This window comes from Micromonospora sp. NPDC047670 (assembly GCF_043204915.1).
GTDB lineage: Bacteria > Actinomycetota > Actinomycetes > Mycobacteriales > Micromonosporaceae > Micromonospora.
Genome location: NZ_JBIDDA010000011.1, coordinates 123,498 through 141,512, shown reverse-complemented (window position 1 = coordinate 141,512; position 18,015 = coordinate 123,498). Strand labels below are relative to the sequence as shown.

General features: G+C 73.6%; 16 protein-coding genes and 1 riboswitch. Of the genes, 10 read left to right on the top strand and 6 right to left on the bottom strand.

Annotation, left to right across the window (positions count from 1 at the left end):
* Nucleotides 1–184 precede the first annotated feature (184 nt).
* From ACGF7U_RS24225 to ACGF7U_RS24215, 3 genes are all read left to right on the top strand, one after another.
* Nucleotides 185–943 (top strand): hypothetical protein, encoded by a 759-nt coding sequence (locus ACGF7U_RS24225; protein WP_393110223.1) that lies wholly within the window; start codon nucleotides 185–187, stop codon nucleotides 941–943.
* Between the two features lie 285 nt (nucleotides 944–1,228).
* Nucleotides 1,229–1,370, top strand: a riboswitch (cyclic di-AMP (ydaO/yuaA leader).
* A 227-nt stretch (nucleotides 1,371–1,597) separates the two neighbouring features.
* A complete protein-coding gene (locus ACGF7U_RS24220) occupies nucleotides 1,598–2,443 on the top strand; it encodes a C39 family peptidase (RefSeq protein ID WP_393110221.1) in 846 nt (281 codons plus the stop codon).
* Nucleotides 2,444–2,549: 106 nt separating this feature from the next.
* Nucleotides 2,550–3,293, top strand: a complete 744-nt coding sequence (locus ACGF7U_RS24215) for an alpha/beta fold hydrolase (RefSeq protein ID WP_393110219.1) — start codon at nucleotides 2,550–2,552, stop codon at nucleotides 3,291–3,293.
* A gap of 52 nt (nucleotides 3,294–3,345) precedes the next feature.
* On the opposite strand, the gene ACGF7U_RS24210 is transcribed toward ACGF7U_RS24215, so the two are convergent.
* The 4 genes from ACGF7U_RS24210 to ACGF7U_RS24195 form a co-directional block, all read right to left on the bottom strand.
* Nucleotides 3,346–5,070 (bottom strand): CDP-glycerol glycerophosphotransferase family protein, encoded by a 1,725-nt coding sequence (locus tag ACGF7U_RS24210; RefSeq protein ID WP_393110217.1) that lies wholly within the window; start codon nucleotides 5,068–5,070, stop codon nucleotides 3,346–3,348.
* A gap of 36 nt (nucleotides 5,071–5,106) precedes the next feature.
* Nucleotides 5,107–6,609: a D-ribitol-5-phosphate cytidylyltransferase gene (locus ACGF7U_RS24205; protein ID WP_393110215.1), complete on the bottom strand. Its 1,503-nt coding sequence runs from the start codon at nucleotides 6,607–6,609 to the stop codon at nucleotides 5,107–5,109.
* A 145-nt stretch (nucleotides 6,610–6,754) separates the two neighbouring features.
* On the bottom strand, nucleotides 6,755–7,573 hold the full coding sequence (locus ACGF7U_RS24200) for an ABC transporter ATP-binding protein (protein ID WP_393110213.1): 819 nt from the start codon (nucleotides 7,571–7,573) through the stop codon (nucleotides 6,755–6,757).
* A complete protein-coding gene (locus ACGF7U_RS24195; protein ID WP_393110211.1) occupies nucleotides 7,566–8,462 on the bottom strand; it encodes an ABC transporter permease in 897 nt (298 codons plus the stop codon). The genes ACGF7U_RS24200 and ACGF7U_RS24195 overlap by 8 nt, the downstream gene beginning before the upstream one ends.
* A 205-nt stretch (nucleotides 8,463–8,667) precedes the next feature.
* Between ACGF7U_RS24195 and ACGF7U_RS24190 the strand changes: the two genes are divergently transcribed.
* Nucleotides 8,668–9,276: a TetR/AcrR family transcriptional regulator gene (locus ACGF7U_RS24190; RefSeq protein ID WP_393110289.1), complete on the top strand. Its 609-nt coding sequence runs from the start codon at nucleotides 8,668–8,670 to the stop codon at nucleotides 9,274–9,276.
* A 10-nt stretch (nucleotides 9,277–9,286) separates the two neighbouring features.
* On the opposite strand, the gene lhgO is transcribed toward ACGF7U_RS24190, so the two are convergent.
* The gene (gene lhgO / locus ACGF7U_RS24185) at nucleotides 9,287–10,483 is read right to left on the bottom strand and encodes an L-2-hydroxyglutarate oxidase (RefSeq protein WP_393110209.1); all 1,197 of its coding nucleotides are present in this window, start codon (nucleotides 10,481–10,483) and stop codon (nucleotides 9,287–9,289) included.
* A gap of 118 nt (nucleotides 10,484–10,601) precedes the next feature.
* Between lhgO and ACGF7U_RS24180 the strand changes: the two genes are divergently transcribed.
* The 4 genes from ACGF7U_RS24180 to ACGF7U_RS24165 are packed head-to-tail and all read left to right on the top strand — an operon-like array spanning nucleotide 10,602 to nucleotide 14,364.
* Nucleotides 10,602–11,741, top strand: coding sequence for a DegT/DnrJ/EryC1/StrS family aminotransferase (locus tag ACGF7U_RS24180; RefSeq protein ID WP_393110207.1), 1,140 nt, complete (start codon nucleotides 10,602–10,604; stop codon nucleotides 11,739–11,741).
* A 25-nt stretch (nucleotides 11,742–11,766) separates the two neighbouring features.
* Nucleotides 11,767–12,699: an NAD-dependent epimerase/dehydratase family protein gene (locus ACGF7U_RS24175; RefSeq protein WP_393110205.1), complete on the top strand. Its 933-nt coding sequence runs from the start codon at nucleotides 11,767–11,769 to the stop codon at nucleotides 12,697–12,699.
* The gene (locus ACGF7U_RS24170) at nucleotides 12,696–13,163 is read left to right on the top strand and encodes an acyltransferase (protein ID WP_393110204.1); all 468 of its coding nucleotides are present in this window, start codon (nucleotides 12,696–12,698) and stop codon (nucleotides 13,161–13,163) included. Before ACGF7U_RS24175 ends, ACGF7U_RS24170 begins: the two co-directional genes overlap by 4 nt.
* A 13-nt stretch (nucleotides 13,164–13,176) precedes the next feature.
* On the top strand, nucleotides 13,177–14,364 hold the full coding sequence (locus ACGF7U_RS24165; RefSeq protein WP_393110203.1) for a glycosyltransferase family 4 protein: 1,188 nt from the start codon (nucleotides 13,177–13,179) through the stop codon (nucleotides 14,362–14,364).
* A 104-nt stretch (nucleotides 14,365–14,468) separates the two neighbouring features.
* On the opposite strand, the gene ACGF7U_RS24160 is transcribed toward ACGF7U_RS24165, so the two are convergent.
* Nucleotides 14,469–15,578 carry a lysylphosphatidylglycerol synthase domain-containing protein gene (locus ACGF7U_RS24160; RefSeq protein ID WP_393110201.1) on the bottom strand — a complete coding sequence of 370 codons (1,110 nt, stop codon included), beginning with the start codon at nucleotides 15,576–15,578 and terminating at the stop codon, nucleotides 14,469–14,471.
* Nucleotides 15,579–15,812: 234 nt separating this feature from the next.
* Between ACGF7U_RS24160 and ACGF7U_RS24155 the strand changes: the two genes are divergently transcribed.
* Together ACGF7U_RS24155 and ACGF7U_RS24150 are read left to right on the top strand one after the other, a co-directional pair.
* Nucleotides 15,813–16,913 carry a DegT/DnrJ/EryC1/StrS family aminotransferase gene (locus ACGF7U_RS24155; protein WP_393110199.1) on the top strand — a complete coding sequence of 367 codons (1,101 nt, stop codon included), beginning with the start codon at nucleotides 15,813–15,815 and terminating at the stop codon, nucleotides 16,911–16,913.
* Nucleotides 16,910–17,875 carry a Gfo/Idh/MocA family protein gene (locus ACGF7U_RS24150; protein ID WP_393110197.1) on the top strand — a complete coding sequence of 322 codons (966 nt, stop codon included), beginning with the start codon at nucleotides 16,910–16,912 and terminating at the stop codon, nucleotides 17,873–17,875. The genes ACGF7U_RS24155 and ACGF7U_RS24150 overlap by 4 nt, the downstream gene beginning before the upstream one ends.
* Nucleotides 17,876–18,015 lie beyond the last annotated feature (140 nt).

The following is an 18,015-nucleotide window of genomic DNA, read 5'->3' as shown; positions in this document are numbered from 1 at the left end:
GACGTGCCCCGCGACCGCGTCCGCCGCGAGGCGTCGGGAAGGCCCCTTCCGCCACCGCAGGCATCGACAGGTGCCCGTCCTGTGCCCCCCCACCACCCGCACCCGTCCGGCGGCGGGGTGCGGCGTCGCCGCTCCCCGCCGCGGTGCCCCCGCTGCCGCACTCGCTACCCGTGAGGTGCCGACCATGGAGACCGTCTTCTACCAGTTCCTGATCGAGGTGCCGCGGGCCGCCGCCATCTGGTCCGCCCTGCTCCTGCTGGCCCTGACCGTGCTCGCCGTCCTGGTCGCCCGCCCCGAGCGGGTTCCGTCCGCCGACGAGCCGGCCCCGACGCCCGCCGACGACCCGGCGGCCGAGGCGACCGACCTGCGTCGCTACGCGGAGGAGGTGGCCGTCGCGGCGGAGCGTGCGGCCCGGACCGCCCGGCGGCGGCGGGCCGCCTGGCTCGCCGCGCAGGAGGAGGTCGACCGGGCCTGGCAGGCGTACGACGAGGCGGAGACGGCCGCCCGCCGGTTCACCGGGGCTGCTGCCCTGCCCCCTCCCCGCACCCCGCGCACGCCCGCCGAGTACGCCGCCCGGGAGCGCTGGCTGCACCACGCGGCGATGGCCGCCCACTGGCGCGGTGACCTGACCGCCCGCCAACTCAGCGACGTGTTCGGTCACCGGGCGGGCTGGGATCCGCGCCGGCACCCGGCCGAGCAGGAGATCCTGCTGGCTCGGGCGGTACGCGACGCGAAGCGGGCCGGCTACCGGGCCGCCGCCGAGCGGGAGCGGCTGGCGTGGCGGGACGCCGACCTGGCCGCCGAGGCGGCGCGTGCCCTGGCCGCGGAGGCGTACGCAGCGGCGGTCCGGCTCCGGCCGGGTCGGCTCCCCGCAGCCCGCCCGGCGACCGAGGCGCACCGCCCCGCGGCCGCCGCGCGCTGGCGCCCGGCGCGGGTGGGCTGACGCGGGCCGGCTTCGGTGACGCCGGTCACAGCGCGGTCGAATCGGTCATCGGGCGCGGCCCGGCCGAATTCCGCCAACCATTCCGCGCCGAAGTCGGCCGGTCGTCCGGTTGTCGACCGAGGGCGCGCCGGAAAACGACTGTTCCATTGAGTCACGTCAGTGCCAAACTGCCCGCAAAAAAGTCCCGCGATCAAGGTTTAAGCAGGTGGGGGCGGGTTGGCAGGGCGCGGGCCGGCCAGTAATGTCGGCCCGTCCGGTGCGGTACCCGTTCGCAAGAGGCGACGCCGCGCCGACCCGCCTAATCGCGCACAGACGAGCCGGGGACCCAGTGCAACACCGGGGTGAATCCGCGGGCCACGGCCCGTGGTAGGGCGTTCTTCCCGCCCGAATCCGTCAGCTAACCCGGTCGGCGGCGTCGGAAGGAGTTCCATCCTCGTGCAGCACCCACCCACCCCCCGCTCGACCCGCCGCCTCCACGGCGCCGCGGTGCCCGCGCTCGCCCGGCCGCACGCCGCGAGCTGACCCCACCGGTCACCGCCCGTCGCCCGGCATCCCGGGCGCAAATCCCCTGAGTGGCCCACCACCCCGCCCGGACCCCGTCCGCGCGGTCGGTTCCCCCTGCGGCGGACCGACGGCCGCTCACCCCCCGAGCCCGTGGAGGAAACCGTGAAGCACCACCTCAAGCGACAGCTTCGTCGCCTCACGTCCGAGCGTCCCTACCAGGTGGCCGCCGCGTCCGCCGCGGCGCTCGTGCTGGCGTCGGGCACCGGCGCGCTGCTGGCCGGCGCCGACGAGGCGCCCGCCGCCGCACAGGCCCCGGTGGCCGTGACCGAATCGCGTGACGACACCGCCGCCTCGCGCGGCGAGGCCCGCGTCGCGGCCGCCCCGTCGACCGCCGCCGCGGTCGCGTCCAGCGCCGCTCCCTCGGCCAGCGCCACCAGCGCCGCGCCGAACCCCGACCTGACCCGCAAGCCGGAGCCGCCGAAGCCCCCGAAGTCCAAGACCCTGGACTACGACTACGAGGCCCAGACCACCTTCTACAACTGTGGCCCGGCCGCCGTCCGGCACGCCCTCAGCGCCGCCGGCGTCGCGCGCAGCCAGGACGCCCTCGGCGCCCAGCTGGGCACCGACGAGATGGGCACCGACTCCGCCGAGGACACCACCCGGGTGCTGAACGCGACGGTGAAGGGCGACCCGTACCGGACCCGGATGATCCCGGGCAACGCCGCGACCCCGGCGCAGATGGACCGGCTCCAGGCCGACGTGGTCGCCGCCATCAGCGACGGGCGGGGCGTCGTGGTGAACATCGCCGGCAGCGCCACGGACACCGACGGCGGCTGGCACTCGTTCCCCGGCGGCCACTACATCGCCGTCGTGGGCTACCAGGACGAGGGGCGGCTGGTGAAGATCGCCGACTCGGCGAACCCGGCGACCGCCTCGTACTGGATGTCCACCGTCGCCCTGGCGAACTGGGCCGCCACCCGCGGCTACTCCGCCTGAGACGACCCGTCGGGCGTCGGCCTCCCCCCGGGGGGAGACGGCGCCCGGTGTCGTCTCCGGGTCAGGGCCCTCGCCGGGGCGTCCGGCGGGTGGCACACTGCGGCGCATGGCCGATGAATCAGGTGACCGGGACGGTCGACGCGTCCTGCTGCTGCTGCACGGCATGGGCGCGACCGGCGACGTGTGGCTGCCCTGGGCGCCGCTGCTGGAGCGCCGGTGGGCGGGGCGGTGGCTGGCGCCGGACCTCGCCGGCCACGGCTGGTCGCCGCCGCTGCCGGCGTACTCGTTCGCCGGGCTGGCCGACCGGGTCGCCGTGGGGCTCGCGGCGGGGGACCGGCTCGTCGTGCTGGGGCACTCCCTCGGCGGCGTGGTCGGGCTGGCGCTGGCCGCCCGCGGCGCCGGGCTGCCGGTCGACGCCGTGGTCGGGCTCGGCATCAAGGCCGTCTGGTCGCCGGCCGAGCTGGCGAAGGCCCGGGAGTTGGCCGACCGCCCGGTGACCTGGTTCGCCAGTCGGGACGAGGCCGCCCGCCGCTACCTGCGGGTGGCCGGCCTGACCGGCCTCCTCGCGCCGGACGACCCCGCGGTCGGGGCCGGGCTGCGGCAGGTCGACGGCCGCTGGCGGCTGGCCATGGACCCGGCCGCGTTCGGGGTGGGCGAGCCGGACCTGCCCGCCCTGCTGGCGGCGACCGACGTGCCGGTGCTGCTCGCCCGCGGCGAGCACGACCCCATGGTCACCGACGCTCAGCTCAAGGAGCTGGGCGTACCGGTTGCCACCCTGCCCGGCCTGGGCCACAACGCGCACGTCGAGGATCCCGAGGCGGTCCTGGCCCTCGTCGACCCCTACCGCTGACCCGTGCGATGCGGCCGCGTCCGGGCCGACGGGCACCGGAGCGCGGGCCGGGTCACGTGCGGGGGGAGAGGGACGCCTCGTCCGGCTCGACCGGCAGGTCGGCCCCGCCGGCGGCGCGCGGGGTCGGCGGGTTCCAGCCCGCGTCGAGCTGCCGCCGCGCGGCGTCGAGGAACGCCTCGGCGTACGACTCGGCGGGGAAGTCGCCCAGGTAACGGGTCCGGGTCGCCCAGCGGGCCGAGGCCAGCGGGTCGGTGTCGAGCAGCGCGGTCAGCACCTCGTCCACGTTGGACATGTCGCGGCGCAGCACGTAGCCCGAGCCGGCCAGCGGGAACCGCTCGGCGAACCGGTCGCCCTCGCCGCCCATGTCCGTCACCGCGTACGGCTTGCCCGAGTAGAGGTAGTCGGAGATCACCCCCGACACGTCGGAGACCAGCGCGTCCGAGCGGTTCGCGCACTCGGCCAGGGTCAGCTCGCGCGCGGCGGCGCCGAAGACGTGCTGCCGGCCGCTGCGGGCGCGGTCCGCGGCCAGCAGTTCGGTGAGCCGCCCCAGCTGCCGTGCCGAGGCCGGGTTCTGCGACGTGTACGGGTGGGCCCGCAGGATCACCGTCGCGCCCCGCGCCAGCAGCCCGCGCAGCAGCGCCTCGGCCACCGGCAGCGAGCAGTAGTTGGCGTCGGCGTGGTGGCCCGTCCAGGTCGGCGTGTAGAGCACCGTCGGGTTCGCCAGGGCCCGCGCCGGCTCCGACCGGACCTCGATCGACTCGACCTGCGGCCGGCCGACCACCACGAACTTCTCCGCCGGGATGTCCACGCCGGCGCGGGCGTACCGCTCGATGGCGGCCTGGCCGGCGACGAAGATCCGGTCGAAGATGGCCGAGACCGGGTTGGCGCTGGGCGCCTTGTCGCTGTCGCCGTGGTGCAACTGGACGTGGGTCAGCTGGGTGAAGCGGATGCAGTGGCTGTTCTTCGCGCCGTGGTTGACGTAGAACGCCACCCGCAGGCTGGGCACCAGCGCCTCGTCCATCGCCTTCAGCGTCGGGCAGTAGACCACCGGCGCCGTGGTGGCCGCGGCGATGGTGGGCAGGAACTCCGGCTCCCGCAGCATGACCAGGAACGGCCGGCCGAGCCGCTGCAAATACGGCAGCCACATGGTGACCTGGTACTCGGAGCCGGGCGGGGCGGAGAAGTAGAGCAGGAACTCGGGCTGGTGGCGGCGCAGCGCCCGGGAGACCGGCGACCCGCCGGCACCCGGCCGGAACCGGCGGCGGGCCAGGTCCAGCCCGACCGCCCCGGCCCCGGCGGCGACCAGCGCAACCGCGGCCAGCGCGATCCGGGCCGGCAGGGTCGCCGCGGCCGCCAGCGCCACCACGGCGAGCAGCCCCAGCAGGGCGTCGCCGAGGCGCGCGGCGACCAGCGGCGTCCAGGAGCGCACCGGCAGGTTCGCGGCGCGCAGCTCCAGGCCGCCGGCGTCGCGCAGCGGCCCGACGAGCAGCACCAGCCCCAGCAGGACCAGCGCCGTCGCGGCCAGCGCGGGGTCGAAGCCGGCGTCCAGGCGCCGGGCGTACCCGACCAGGACCGCCGCCGCGACCAGCGCGGTCTCGGCGACGCTGTCGGCGCCCGGCCGCACCCGCCGCTCCCAGGCGACCGCCGCGAGGGCGGCCACGGTCAGCCCCAGCCCCCAGCCGGTCGCGCCGGTCAGCGCGACGACGAGGAAGGCCAGCACCGCCAGGCCGGTGGCCAGGGCGCGGGCGGCCAGCTTCCGGACCAGGTCACCACGCATGTCGGCTCCGTTCCCCGCCGTGGCCCGAGACCCGCGTCAGCCGGCGCTGGCCGGGCTGGCGGCCCGCTCGGCCTGCCCCGGCACCGACTGCGCCGGCACCTCGCCCGGCGCCCGGCGCACGTCGATGACCTGGCCGGTCAGGTCGGAGATCAGCACGTCCAGCGAGGCCTGGGCGACGGTCTCGGCGGCGAGCAGGGTGTGCTCGGGCTCCTCGCCGAACGCCTTGGTGCGCATCGGGGTCGCGGTGCGCTCGGGGTTGATGCAGTTGACCCGTACGCCGAGCTCGGCCCACTCGTCGGAGAGCGCCTGGGTGAGGTTCACCAGGGCCGCCTTGGTGGAGGAGTAGAGCGCGTACTGGGCGCGGCCGCGGGTGTAGGAGCTGGAGGTGTAGAGCAGCAGCTGGCCCTTGGTCTGCTGGAGGTAGGGCAGCGACTGGCGGGCGGCGATGACCGGCCCGACGAAGTTGACCTGGAGCACCCGGTCCATGGTCTCCTCGTCCATCTCGGCGAGGGCGCCCTTCTCCAGGATGCCGGCGGTGACCACCACGTGGTCGATCCGGCCGGTGGCCTCGAAGGCCGTCTTCAGCGCCGCCTCGACGTCCGCCGCGCGCTCCACGTGGGTGCCGGTGCTGGAGCGGCTGAACGGGAAGACCTGCGCGCCGTAGCGGCGGGCCAGCTCGGCCAGGTCGTGGCCGATGCCGTAGCTGCCGCCGAAGATGACGATGGTGCGGCCCGTCAGCTCCTCGGTGTAGCTGCGGTGGTCGGTGACCCGGGGCGCCTGCGCGGCGGCGAGCTGGAACAGCTTGTCCGCCAGGTGCACGTCGACCGGGTGGGTGACCTTGATGTTCTCGTCGGAGCCGTCGATGACCTTGATCGGCGTGCCCGGCAGGTAGCGCAGCACGACCCCGCAGTCGTCGGTGGCGGCGAAGTGGGGGTCGCCCTCGGCGAGCCGGTAGGCCTCGCGGATGGTGCCCGAGCGGAACGCCTGCGGGGTCTGGCCCCGGCGCAGCGACGAGCGCACCGGGATGTCGGTGATGCAGTCGTTCTCGTCGACCTGGATGATCGTGTCGGCCGACGGGATGGCCACGTCGACCGCGGCGTACGTCCAGAGCGCGTTCACGCACTCGCGCACGATCCGGCCGCTGACCAGGGGCCGCACCGCGTCGTGGAAGAGGATGTTGCAGTCGCCCTCGCCGACCGCGTCCAGCGCGATCCGGGTGGTGGCGTTGCGGGTGTCGCCGCCCTCGATCACCTTGGTGACCTTGCGGAAGCCGGCCTTGTCGACGATCTGCTGGGCGTCGGCGACGTGGCCGGTGGCCATCAGCACGATGATCTCGTCGATCTCGGGGGCCGCCTCGAAGACCGCCAGGGTGTGCTCGATGATCGGCTTGCCGGCGATCTTCAGCAACTGCTTCGGGATGCCGAGACCCAACCGGGTCCCGGTGCCGCCGGCCAGCACCACCGCCACCGTCCGCGAGGGCCGCCACGGCGCCGGGGTCTCCGGTGTGGCGTCCGGGCCAGTGGTGTGGTCCTGCGTCATTGCCGAATCCTCACTCTCAGGGATGCGTGAACAGAAGGTTCCGCCCGCGCGGCGCCGGGATGAACCTTAACGCGCCGGGCTTGCCGCCCCAACGGGACGACGCGGTCCGTAGGGCACCGCAGGGGGTGCCGTACTACGGCGCGCGCTACTTGCCGTTGGCGAACGCCTCGTACGCCCGCAGGACCTCGTCGGTCGGGCCGTCCATCCGCAGGACGCCCGATTCCAGCCAGATCGTCCGCTCGCAGGTGTCCCGGATCGAGGAGAGCTGGTGGCTGACGAGGAAGACCGTGCCGGCGCTCTCCCGCAGCTCACGCACCCGCTGCTCGCTGCGCTTGCGGAAGCCCTTGTCGCCGGTGGCGAGGGCCTCGTCGATGAGCAGCACGTCGTGCTTCTTGGCCGCCGCGATGGAGAAGCGCAGCCGGGCCGCCATGCCGGAGGAGTAGGTGCGCATCGGCAGCGAGGCGAAGTCGCCCCGCTGGTTGATCCCGGAGAACTCGATGATCTCCGGGGTCTGCCGCTGCACCTCCTCTGGCGGCATGCCCATGGCCAGGCAGCCCAGCACGACGTTGCGTTCGCCGGAGAGGTCGTTGAGCAGGGCCGCGTTCACGCCCAGCAGCGAGGGCTGCCCCTGGGTGTAGACCGCGCCCCGGTTGACCGGCAACAGGCCGGCGATCGCCCGCAGCATGGTCGACTTGCCGGAGCCGTTGCTGCCGATCAGCCCGATCGCCTCGCCCCGGTACGCGGTGAAGCTGACCCCCTTGACCGCGTGCACCTCGCGGATGTTCGGCGCCGAGGTGCGGCTGACCATCCGCTTGAGGGCACCGACCGGGCCGCCGCCCCCGCCGCCGCCCTTGTGCACCCGGTAGATCACGTGCGCGTCGTCGACCACCACGGTCGGGACCCGCTCCTGGATCCGGGGCAGCGTCACCGTCACGTCGTTGGACGACTCGAACTGCTCAACCACGGCCGTACTCCTGTTCGCCCCGCCAGAAGTAGATGAAACCCCCGACGCCCATCACGATCGCCCAGCCCACCGCGGCCAGCCAGAGCTGGAGCAGGGAGGAGCTGAGCAGCGGCGCCTGCTCCAGCAGCGCGACGCGGGCCAGCTCGATGTAGACCAGCGCCGGGTTGAACTCGACCAGCCGGGACGCCCAGGCGGGCAGCTGCTCCTCGAACAGCGCCACGCTGTAGAGCACGCCGGAGCCGTACATCCAGGTGCGCAGGACGAAGGGCATGACCTGCTTGAGGTCGGCCAGCTTCGCGCCCATCCGGGCCACCGCCATGGTGAGCCCGGCGTTGAAGACCGCCTGGAGCATGATCGCCGGCACCAGCAGGAGCCAGGCGAAGGTGATCGGCTCGCCGGTCACCAGCACGATGGCGACGAGCACCACCATCGAGCCGAGCAGCTGCTGGAACTGGGTGACCGTGACGGCCAGCGGCAGGCAGGCCCGGGGAAAGTGCAGCGCCCGGATCAGGCCCAGGTTGCCGGTGATCGACTGGGTGCCGTTCTGCACGGCGGTCTGGGTGAAGTTGAAGATGAACAGACCCGTGCAGAGGTACGCGATGAAGTTCGGGATGCTGTCCTGCTTCAGCACCACGCCGAAGATCAGGTAGTAGACCGCCGCGTTGGTCAGCGGGGTGAGCACCTGCCACAGCTGCCCGAGCCGGGCGTTGCTGAACGAGGCGACCAGCTTCGCGTTGGCGTACGCGGCGATGAAGTGCCGGTAGCGCCAGAGCCGCCGGGCGTACTCGCCCAGGGTCGGCCGCTCGCCCGCGACCCGGAGTCCGTACCGGGCGGCCAGTTGCGCCTGGGACAGGCCGGAGTCGGGATCGGCCAGCGCGGTGTTGGCCATGGGATGGGCGCTCCGATCTTTCGTGACGACGGATGAGGCGCGACGATGGAACCAAGCGTGGAGCGCCGCCTCGCCGCTGCGTGGACAGTAGTCCGAAACACGTCGGGACGCAACCGTACCGTCGTTGCGCTACATTGTTCCTCGTGACAGCCGAGACGAGCACCAGGTGACGACCGAGAAGAGGCGGGCGCCGGCCGGCGCGGCGGTGCTCCGGGACGACATCACCACCGCCATCCGCCGCGCGCTGATGCAGGAGCTCGCCGCGGTCGGCTACGGCCGGCTCTCCATCGAGGCGGTGGCCCGCCGGGCCGGGGTGAGCAAGACCGCGATCTACCGGCGCTGGAGCTCGAAGCTGGAACTGGTGCTGGAGATCGTCGCGGCGGCGGCCACCGGCAAGCTGCCGGCGCTGGACACCGGCACCCTGCGCGGCGACCTCCAACTGCTCTTCCAGGTGGTGGCGCACGCGCTGCGGCACCCGCTGGCCTCGCAGATCATCCCCGACCTGCTCGCCGAGGCGGCCCGCAACCCCACCATCGACCAGACCCTCCAGCAGGTGCTGCGGGCGCGGCAGCAGGAGATCGGCGGCCGGCTCATCGGCCGCGCGGTGCAGCGCGGCGAGCTGCCGCCCGACACCGACCCCGAGGCGGCCGTCGACCTGATCGTCGGCCCGCTCTACTGGCGGCTGGCGATCGCCCGGACCCCGCTGACCGACGCGTACCTGGACACGCTGGTCGAGGCGGTGGCCACCGGGCTCGGCGCGGGCGCGGGGGTGCCCCGGCCGCGCGGGGCGGCGGCGGACGCCACGCCCGCCTGACCGGGCGGGATCAGCGCGGCGCGTCCACCGGGAGCCGGGAGACGATGTGCCGGGCGATCTCCAGCGAGCTGGTCGCGGCGGGGGAGGGCGCGTTCAGCACGTGCACCTGCCGGTCCGCCTCGACGATCAGGAAGTCGTCCACCAGGCCGCCGTCCGGCAGGATCGCCTGGGCGCGGACGCCGGCCCCGGCCCGGACGATGTCGGCCGGGGTCAGCTCCGGCACCAGCCGGGCCAGGCTCGCCGCGAACCGCTTCTTCGACAGCGACCGGGCCACCTCGGTCAGCCCGTAGCGGTAGTGCCGACGGCCCAGCGCCCACAGGCCCCGGTAGGTCAGCTCGTCCCAGATGTCGCGCGGGCTGACCCGGCCCCAGGAGTAGCCCTCCCGGGCGGTCGCCAGCACCGCGTTCGGGCCGGCGTGCACGCTGCCGTCGATCATCTTCGTCAGGTGCACCCCGAGGAACGGGAACTGCGGGTCCGGCACCGGGTAGATCAGCCCCCGCACCAGGCCCTGCCGCTGCGGCACCAGCTCGTAGTACTCGCCCCGGAACGGCACGATCCGCACCGGCGTGGGTACCCCGGCCAGCCGGGAGATGCGGTCCGCGTGCAGGCCGGCGCAGTTGACGAGGACGTCGGCCACCACCTCGCCCCGGGTGGTGCTCACCACCACGCCCTCCGGCCGGGTGGCCACGCCGGTGACCTCGGTCCGCGTCCGCAGGTCCGCCCCGCCCGCCGCGAGCAGCTCGGCGAGCTTGCGGCAGACCGCCCCGAAGTCGACGATGCCGGTCGAGGCGACGTGCAGCGCGGCGACGGCGGCCACGTGCGGCTCGTACTCGGCCGCCTCGGCGGCCTCGATCAGCCGCACCGGCAGGCCGTTGGCGAGGGCGCGCTCGTGCAGGGCGCGCAGCCGGGGCAGCTCCTCCGGGTCGGTGGCGACGATCAACTTCCCGCAGATGTCGTACGCGAGCCCGTGCCGCTCGCAGAACTCGACCATCGACGCGCTGCCGGCCTTGCACATGGTGGCCTTCAGGCTGCCCGGCTTGTAGTACACCCCGGCGTGGATGACGCCCGAGTTGTGGCCCGTCTGGTGGGCCGCCCAGCCGGCCTCCTTCTCCAGCACCGTGACCTGGTCCCCGGGCCTGTCGCTCATCAGCCGGTGTGCCACGGCGAGCCCGACGATGCCGCCACCCACCACCACGAACCTGGTCATCTCATCTCCCCTGCCGACGCCGCGAGGCGATGGTAACCAAGTCCGCCCGCGCGCCCGACTCGCGGACGACCCGCCCGGTTGGCCTAGACTGCTCCGGGTCCATCACTCTGGGGGTCACATGTCTGAGGTCATCGCGCTCGGCCAGCCCACGGTCGGCGAGGCGGAACTCGCGGCCATCGCCGAGGTCTTCGCCTCCGGCTGGCTCGCCGGCTCCGGGCCCACCTGCCGCCGCTTCGAGGAGCGCTTCGCCGCCACCGCCGGCACCCGGCACGCCCTCGCCACCAGCAACTGCGGCTCGGCGCTGCACCTCGCGCTGCTCACTCTCGGTGTCCAGCCGGGCGACGAGGTGATCGTCGGCGACTACACCTTCCCGGCCACCGGGCACTCGGTGATGTGGACCGGCGCCAAGCCGGTCTTCGCCGACGTGCGGCCGGACACCTGGACGGTCGACCCGGCCGCCGTCGAGGCCGCCGTCACCCCGCGCACCGTCGGCATCATCGCCGTCGACGCGTTCGGGCAGCCGGCCGACTACGACGAGCTGCGCGCCATCGCCGACAAGCACGGCCTGTTCCTCGTCGAGGACGCCGCCTGCTCCGCCGGCGCCACCTACAAGGGCCGCCCCGCCGGCAGCCTGGCCGACGTCGCCACCTTCAGCTTCCACGGGCGCAAGGGCATCACCGCCGGCGAGGGCGGGGCCTACGTCACCGACCGCGACGACCTCGCCGCGCACGCCCGCAAGCTGCACACGTACGGGGTGGAGGGGGCGCTCACCCGCGCCGAGCTGTCGCACCTGCCGATCCCGACCTTCACGGAGCTCGGCTACAACTACCGGCTCTCCGACATCGCCGCGGCGATCATGCTCGCCCAGCTCGACCGGCTGCCGGACCTGCTGGCCGCGAAGCGGCGCACCGCGGCCCGCTACGGCGAGCTGCTCAAGGACCACGAGCTCATCACCACCCCGTACGAGGCGCCGGACCGCGAGCACCCCTGGCAGTCGTACGTCGTCACGCTGGACCCGTCGGTCGACCGGGGCGCGGTGGCGCTGGCGCTGCGGCAGCGCGGCGTGCAGTGCACCTTCGGCACGTACGCCTCGCACGTCCAGCCGCTCTACGGCCAGACCACGCCCTGCCCGGTCTCGGCGGACCTGTTCGCCCGGCACCTGGCCATCCCGATGCACGCCAACCTCACCGACGCCCAGGTCGAGACCGTCGCGACCACGCTGGTAGACGTCGTCAACACCGCGGCCACCAGCCGCTGACCCCCCAGGAAGGACACGCTCCGCCATGTCGAAGCAGACCGTCTTCATCACCGGAGGCGCGGGCTTCATCGGCCTGCACGTGGTGCCCATGCTGTTGGAGAAGGGCTACAAGGTCCGCATCTTCGACAACATGTTCCGCGGTGACCGCAACCGCGTCGCGGAGCTGGTGGCCACCGGCGACGTCGAGCTGATCGACCAGGACGTCCGCTACGGCGGCGCCGTGCACGCGGCCATGAAGGGCTGCGACTACGTGATCCACCTCGCCGCGGTCTCGATCAACAAGAGCCAGGCCGACCCGTACGAGTCGATCGACATCAACATGGTCGGCAACCACAACGTGTTCGCCGCCGCCGCCGACCACGGTGTCAAGCGGCTGGTCTTCGCGTCGTCGGCGTCGGTCTACGGCGACCCGAAGAAGCTGCCGATGCACGAGGACGACCGGCTCGACCCGCTCACCCCGTACTGCATCTCGAAGCGGGCCGGCGAGGACCTGCTCGGCTTCTACCAGCGCAGCAAGGGCCTGAACTGGATCGCCCTGCGGTTCTTCAACGTCTACGGCCCTGGCCAGAAGCCGACCGCCTACTACACCTCCGTGATCAACCACTTCGTCAAGCGCCTGAAGAACGGCGAGCCGCCGGTCATCGACGGCAAGGGCGAGCAGTCGATGGACTTCATCCACGTCCACGACATCGCCCGCTCCGTGGTCGCCGCGATGGAGGCCGAGCAGGGCAACGTGCCGGTCAACATCGGCACCGGCATCGACACCTCGATCGCCACCCTGGCCGAGATCCTGATCAAGGCCGTCGGCGTGGACGTGCAGCCGCAGTTCAACCCGCGTGAGGTGCTGGTCAGCCGCCGCGCGGCCGACATCACCCGGGCCCGCGAGGTGCTCGGCTGGGAGCCGACCATCGCCGTCGAGGACGGCATGACCGACCTCATCAAGACCGAGGTCGCGTGACCCAGGCGTCGCCCGCCGGGGGTCCGTCGCACGACGGGCTCCCGGCGAACCCGTACAACCCGCACGCCTGGGTCATCGGCGAGCCGGTGATCGGCGCCGGGACGTGGATCGGCGCGTTCACCGTCATCGACGGCTCCGGCGGGCTGACCATCGGCGCCGGCTGCGACATCAGCTGCGGCGCGCAGATCTACACCCACTCCACCGCCCGGCGTTGCGTGTCGGGGCGTGCCTATGCTTCGGTGGACCGGGCGCCGGTGGTGATCGGCGACCGGGTGTTCATCGGGGCGAACGCGACCGTGATGATGGGCGTCACCATCGGTGACGGCGCGGTCGTCGGCGCGGGGGCCGTGGTCACCCGGGACGTGCCACCAGGGGCGGTCGTGACGGGGGTCCCGGCCCGGGTGGTCTCGACAGTCGAGTTGGACGGCGGCGATGTCCGGTTCGTCCCTGTAGCGGAGAGCTAGGAGCACCCCTCCCGTGCGTATCGCAGTCGTCAACAACTTCTTCCCGCCGCGCGCGGGCGGAAGCTCGCACCTGTCCGAGTCGCTCGCCAAGGGCTACGCCGCCGAGGGGCACGACGTGCTGGTGCTCACGGCCGCCTATCAGGACGCCCCGGCCGTCGAGGAGCGCGACGGGATGCGGATCGTCCGGCTGCCGGCGTGGATGCTGCCGCAGACCCGGCTGGCCGTCAGCTTCGACATCTCGTTCACCAGCCGGCCCAGCCTGCTGCGCCGCGTCCGCAAGCTGCTCGACGAGTTCCGGCCGGACGTCATCCACCAGCACGGCCAGTTCTTCGACCTCACCTGGGCGACCGCGCTCTACGCGCGTAAGCGCCGGGTGCCGGCGCTGCTGTCCATCCACACCCGGCTGGAGAACCCGCAGGCCCGCTACGCGAAGGTGTTCCGCGGGCTGGACGCGACCATGGTCAAGCCGTTCATGTGGCGGTCCAAGCCGCGGCTCGTGGTGATGGACGTGCTCATGCAGGAGTACATCGAGGCCCGCTACCGGGGCGCGCACTCCGGCCTGGTGCCGATCCCGGTCGGGGTGGACCCGGACTGGGTGCTCGGCGGCAACGCCCAGCGCGTCCGTGAGCGGCACGACCTGGGCTCCTCGCCGGTGATCCTGTCGGTGGGGCACGTCATCCCGCTGCGCGACCGCGTCGCGCTGGTCGAGGCGCTGCCCCAGGTGCTGGCCCGGGTGCCGGACGCGAAGCTGCTCATCTGCGGGCAGGTCTACTACGGGCTGTTCGCGGAGCGGGCCCGCGCGCTCGGCGTCGAGCACGCCGTCATCGCGGCCGGCAAGGTGGCCAAGAGCGAGATCCCCGACTACCTGGCCGCCGCGACGGTCGAGTCGCACGAGCAGGGGCTCGGCCTCGGCACGGCGACCCTGGAGGCGATGGCGGCGGGCGTGCCCGTGGTGGCGCCCGCGCGGGCGGACAACTTCCCCGGCATCTCCCTGCGCGACGGCGAGAACGTCCTGCTCTGCCGGCCCGGCGACGTGTCCGGCCTGGCCGAGCGACTGATCGCCGCGCTGACCGACCCGGCCCTGGCCAAGCAGATCGGGGTCAACGGCCAGTCGCTCATCCGGGAGCGCTTCAGCCTCGACCGGGTGCTGCACCGGCACCTGGAGGTGCTCGGCGAGATGGCGGCCGCCCGCCGCCGCTGACCGTACGCCCGAACGCCGGTGCCCCCGACCAGTTCGTCTGGTCGGGGGCACCGGCGTTCGGGCGTACGGGTGGTGTCCGCCGGGCCCGGCCCGGCGGGGTGACGTCAGCGGGTGGTGACCGGCGTCGCGGCCTGCTCGGCGGCGGCGCGGGGCGCGGGAACCTGCTCGACGGCGGCCGCCTCGTCGGGAGCCGCCTCGTCGGGAGCCGCGCCGGCCGGCGTCCCCCGGCGGAGCTGGCGCACCCCGGACAGGGCGGCGATGCCGGCGGCGAGCAGGTCCGCCACGGTGAAGATCAGCCGGGAGGCGAGCGCGATGCCCGTCGCCGCGCCGATGCCGCCGGCGTCGGTGAGGAAGGGCGCCATGGTGGCGACCAGCACGGCCTCCCGGACGCCGAGCCCGGAGGGGGAGAGGAAGGCGAACATCCCCACGGTCATCGCGATGGCGAACGAGCCGATGCTGCGCAGCAGGCCACCGAGGCCGGGAGCGGCCTGCGCGTTGGCCAGCAGCCACAGGTGCACGCCGAACAGGGTGTAGCCCAGGGCGCTCCAGCCGACCACCCGCAGCACGCCGGGCAGGGTCAGCTTGTGCTGCAGCGGCGGTCGGCGCAGCACCTTGAGGACGAGCTGGATCAGCCGCGTGAGCACCGGCGGGATCGCGCAGATCAGGGCGATCGGGAACAGCACGGCGACGATGTAGAGCGCCACCCGCACCGGCTCGGCGTACTCGGCCCCGGTCTCGGCGGTCGCGTCCAGCAGCGAGGGCAGGCTGAGCAGGCCGACGCCGAGCGCGGCGACCACGCCGAGACCCAGCGCGACCAGCGTGGCCAGGAAGGCCCGCGCGCGCGGCAGCCCGGCCCGCCGGCCCAGCTCCATCTGCAGGACGTACGCCCACACGCTGCCCGGGATGTACTTGCCGAGCTGCCCGACCATGCAGATCCGCAGGGCGGCGGGAACGGACACCCGGTGCTCCAGGTCCTCCGCGGCGGCCCGCCAGGCCATCGAGTTGGCGAACATCCCGGCGAGCACCGCCAGCACCGCCAGCACCACCGAGGGCCACGCCAGGTCGAGCCACGTCTGCCGGACGTCCGGCCACTGGCTGACCACGCTCCAGGTCATGCCCGCGGCGATCGCGGCGATCACGACCACCCGTACGCCCAGGGAGAGCCAGCGGGACGGACTCTTCGCCGCGCCGGCCCCCTCGGCCGGTTCGGTCACCGTTTCGACCTGCGTCGCGGTCTCTGCCACGGCCGTCCTGCCTCCGCGTCGCCCTGACCCGTTGGGGTCGCCTGCACAATTCGCCGAGACTAGCGCAGCGCGGGGCGTACCACGAACCCAGGCCGACGGCGAGTCGAGGCGTGCGCGGATTCTCCCCGAGGCGGTCCAGATGTGCCGGGGTCCTCCCGCGCTGCTACGGTCTGCACGCTGCCCCATACCCCAAGGAGAGCTCCTGTGATCCCGATTTCCGTCGTCAAGCTGGACGAGGCGGCCGAACGGTTGGCGGTCGAGGTGATCCGTTCGGGCGTCATCGCGCAGGGACCGATGGTGGCCCGCCTGGAGCGCGAGTTCGCCGACCTGGTCGGCGTCGAGCACGCGGTGGCCGTCAACAACGGCACCACCGCGCTCGTGGCCGCGCTCCAGGTGCTCGACCTCCAGCCGGGCGACGAGGTCGTCACCAGCCCCTTCACCTTCGTCGCGACCCTCAACGCGATCCTCGAGGCGGGCGCCACCGCCCGGTTCGCCGACATCCGCGAGGACGACTTCTGCGTCGACCCGGACGCCCTCGCCGCCGCGGTCGGCCCGCGCACCAAGGTGCTGATGCCGGTCCACCTGTACGGCCAGCCCGCCGACATGGACGCGATCGCCCCGTTGGCGCAGCGGCACGGCCTCGGCCTCGTCGAGGACACCGCCCAGTCCCTGGGCGCGACGATCTCCGGGCGCGGCGCCGGCAGCTTCGGGCTCGGCACCTTCTCGCTGTACGCCACCAAGAACCTCACCACCGGTGAGGGCGGCATGATCACCACCAACGACGCGGGCCTCGCCGACCGGCTGCGGGTGCTGCGCAACCAGGGCATGCGGCAGCGCTACCAGTACGAGGTGGCCGGGCACAACTACCGCCTCACCGACCTGCAGGCCGCGCTGGGCATCCCGCAGATCGCCGCGTACGGCGAGAACGTCAAGCGCCGCAAGGACAACGCGGCCCGGCTCTCCGCCGGCCTGGCCGACGTGCCCGGGCTGCGCCTGCCGACCGAGCAGCCCGGCCGGTCGCACGTCTGGCACCAGTACACGGTGCTGGTCACCGACGAGGCCCCGGTGAGCCGCGACGAGGTGATCACCCGGCTGACCGAGCGCGGGGTGGGCTGCGGCATCTACTACCCGAAGACGGTCTACGACTACGACTGCTACCGGGAACACCCCCGGGTCGTCGCCGACCCGGCGCCGGTGACCGAACGCGTCGTGCGCCAGTGCGTCTCGCTGCCGGTGCACCACCACCTCTCCGACAGCGACCTCGACCAGGTGATCGAGGCCGTCCGGGCGGCGGTGGGCGCGTGACCGCCAAGCTGCGTTTCGCCCTGGTCGGCACCGGGGTGATGGGCTCGCTGCACGCCCGCGTGATCGCCCAGTCCGACCGGGCCGAGCTGGCCCGGGTGATCGAGCCCCGGCGCTCGGTGGGCCAGCAGATCGCCGAGCGGTACGGGGCCGGCTGGGCGCCGAACGCCGACGACCTCTCCGACGTCGACGCCGTGGTGATCGCCGCGCCGACCGAGTTCCACCACGGCCTCGCCGACCAGGTGCTCGCCGCGGACAAGCCGCTGCTGATCGAGAAGCCGGTCTGCGGCAGCCTCGCCGAGACCGAGGAGATCGTCGCCACCGCCGGCAAGCGCGGCGTGCCGCTGCTGTGCGGGCTGCTGGAGCGGTTCAACCCGGCGGTGCTGACCGCCCTCGCCCTGGTCGACCGCCCGGTGCACCTGACCGCCACCCGGCACTCGCCGTACGCGCCGCGGATCCGCACCGGGGTCGCCTGGGACCTGCTCATCCACGACGTCGACCTGGCGATCCAGGCATTCGGCGGCGAGGAGCCGGCGGCGGTCCGGGGCACCTTCGGCCACTTCCACCCGGACTCGCTGGCCGAGGCGGAGGACGTGGCGGAGACCGTGCTCAGCTTCGGCAGCGGCGCCCTGGCCAACGTCTCGGCCAGCCGGATCGGGCAGCGCAAGGTCCGGACGCTGGTGATCAGCGAGGTCGACCGGCTGATCGAGGCGGACCTGATCCGCAAGGACGTCACCATCTACCGGCACGTGTCCTCCGACGCGGCGACGCCGGACGGGCGCGGCTACCGGCAGCAGAGCATCATCGAGGTGCCGGAGCTGCTCACCAACCGGGAGCCGCTCGCCGCCCAGCTGGACCACTTCCTGGACATCGTGGCCGGCACGGCCGACGCCGACGTGGAGCGGCAGCGCATCCTGCCCGCGCACCGCGTGGTCGGCCGGCTCTTCGCCGACAACGGGCGCTGACGAGCCGTTCGAGCAGACGGAAGGGGCGGGGCGACCACGGTCGCCCCGCCCCTTCGTCGTCGTGGACCCGGGCCCGGTACGCGCCGGGCTCACCGGCCGGGCCGTCCGCGCCCGAGGGGCCGGGGCACGGCGTGCCCCGG

What these genes read in the sequence shown, in the direction of transcription:
- ACGF7U_RS24225 (WP_393110223.1), top strand. Translation starts at nt 185, where the DNA reads ATGGAGACCGTCTTCTACCAGTTCCTGATCGAGGTGCCGCGGGCCGCC.
- ACGF7U_RS24215 (WP_393110219.1), top strand. Translation starts at nt 2,550, where the DNA reads ATGGCCGATGAATCAGGTGACCGGGACGGTCGACGCGTCCTGCTGCTG.
- ACGF7U_RS24210 (WP_393110217.1), bottom strand. Translation starts at nt 5,070, where the DNA reads ATGCGTGGTGACCTGGTCCGGAAGCTGGCCGCCCGCGCCCTGGCCACC.
- ACGF7U_RS24205 (WP_393110215.1), bottom strand. Translation starts at nt 6,609, where the DNA reads ATGACGCAGGACCACACCACTGGCCCGGACGCCACACCGGAGACCCCG.
- ACGF7U_RS24195 (WP_393110211.1), bottom strand. Translation starts at nt 8,462, where the DNA reads ATGGCCAACACCGCGCTGGCCGATCCCGACTCCGGCCTGTCCCAGGCG.
- lhgO (WP_393110209.1), bottom strand. Translation starts at nt 10,483, where the DNA reads ATGACCAGGTTCGTGGTGGTGGGTGGCGGCATCGTCGGGCTCGCCGTG.
- ACGF7U_RS24180 (WP_393110207.1), top strand. Translation starts at nt 10,602, where the DNA reads ATGTCTGAGGTCATCGCGCTCGGCCAGCCCACGGTCGGCGAGGCGGAA.
- ACGF7U_RS24175 (WP_393110205.1), top strand. Translation starts at nt 11,767, where the DNA reads ATGTCGAAGCAGACCGTCTTCATCACCGGAGGCGCGGGCTTCATCGGC.